The sequence below is a fragment of the Nostoc sp. 106C genome (assembly GCF_002154725.1).
Taxonomy (GTDB): domain Bacteria; phylum Cyanobacteriota; class Cyanobacteriia; order Cyanobacteriales; family Nostocaceae; genus Aulosira.
The window spans coordinates 1-1,776 of sequence record NZ_MTAW01000064.1; the positions used below are offsets into that span (position 1 = coordinate 1).

Annotated in this window: 1 protein-coding gene; it reads right to left on the minus strand. The window is 37.6% G+C overall.

Translation table 11 applies throughout. From position 1 onward, the window contains the following. Nucleotides 1-70: 70 nt before the first annotated feature. Nucleotides 71-1,776 (minus strand): IS1634 family transposase (locus BV375_RS06155; protein WP_086758379.1); only part of this gene is annotated, 1,706 nt, incomplete at its 5' end.

Below are 1,776 nucleotides of genomic sequence, written 5' to 3' on the forward strand. Positions count from 1 at the left end.
CTGAACTTCCCCCTTTGACAAAATTCGTGTGCAATGCATAGCAAGGGTTGCAAGGATTTTGATTCAGGGTTTACTGGGTACAAATTAATGAAACACCAAGTAAATCTAAAGCCCTTTGTTGCACTTTTGTAGGTTCGGTAATTTTGTCAAAAATCAAATTAGCTCCTTTAAAAGTAGATTGAATTTTATTTTTAGCAATAGTCCCTAAGTCAGCTAATAAAGTTTGAAAACTATGAACTGGTAAATCGTCTAGGGTACGCTTTTTTCTAGCCTTGGCCTTAGCACTATCACTGTTATTAGCCTTGACAATAGATTCTTGTGTAATTTGAGCTTGTTCCCAATCATCCTCATCAAATAAAATCGGAGCTAAACGAGAACGCATATGCCACTCGACATAGTAGGCTAACATACACAAAAATACATGAGCTTTAACTCGTTGTGCTGTGTAATGATAGATTGGTCGAACTTTTAAATCAACAGTTTTAAAACTACGGAAAGCCTGTTCGACTTGGGAAAGACTTTTATAAGCTTTAACAGTATCTTCGGCAGATAAAATTTTAGCTTCTACAAATGTACGAATGATGTATAAGCCATCTAAAGCCGCTGCTGATGCGATTTTCTGTATATCTCTTTCAAATGAAAAGCTATCAGCTTTAATATCAATTTTAAAATGTTTTCCAACTTGGTAGCGGTTCAGAACTTGTCCGACCTTTAAAGCGATATTAGATTCTCCCCGTAAAGGACGTTTCTGTCTAGTTGTACTGGCAGAGATTTTGGACAATTCTTTTTCAGTTGCTTGTAATAATTCTTCTCTAGTTTTCGCTCTATCTGCCGCCAGCATCGGATTACGACAAGCAATCAACCTTTCCCCTAGATAGTCAGGGGACGATATTTCTGCAATATTCTTTTCGTCAAATAACGATAGCTGAATACAATCTTGTTCTATCAGTGACCGGATTTGGCTTGAACGCAATGCACTAATCCAGTCAACTTGATGCTCTTTTTTAAAAGATGATTTAATCCGAGTTGAAGAAATAATTCCTCTGTCTCCAACCCAAATTACTTGTTGAATACCAAATCTAGCTCTAACTTTCTCTATCTGTTGTGTAAAGGTTGTTGGGTCGCTAGTATTTCCTTCAAATACTTCAACTGATATTGGGCAACCTTCTTTGTTACAAAGCAATCCAAATACTATTTGTAATTTCCCTTTTTTTCCATCGCGATTATAACCGTATTTGGCTATTGGGCAAGCTTTACCCTCGAAATAGCTGCTGGAAACATCATAGAGAACTAATGTTCCTTCTTCTAAATGTAATGCTGCTAAATTATTTTCAATTGTTCCTTGCTTCTGTAATAGCCAATCCATTGTTAAATATAATTCATCTTCATCCACACCTTCTAGACCTAACATTTCTCCCAGACTTGAGGAACAGGTTTCATCACTCATTCCTCTTGATGTAGCTAATTTAGAACGTCGCTCAATAATACGTGCCACAATCATCGCTAATACCAGTCTTCGTTCCCTGGTATTTTCTTGATTAATTAGCTTATGTAAACCAGTATTCTTCAAGCTTCCTAACACTGCTGCTACATGGCCATGAGGACGGCTCCTAATTATTTTAAACGCTTCAGGTAAACTCTCAATTGCTGTCCCACCCTTTAACAGTAGCTGTAAACCATCTATCGCATGATCTGGTAATTTTGAGAGGTTAGCTAGGGTACGTTTACGCACTTTATCTCCTTCACGATATGACTCGCGAAGCAACACGGCTGGAG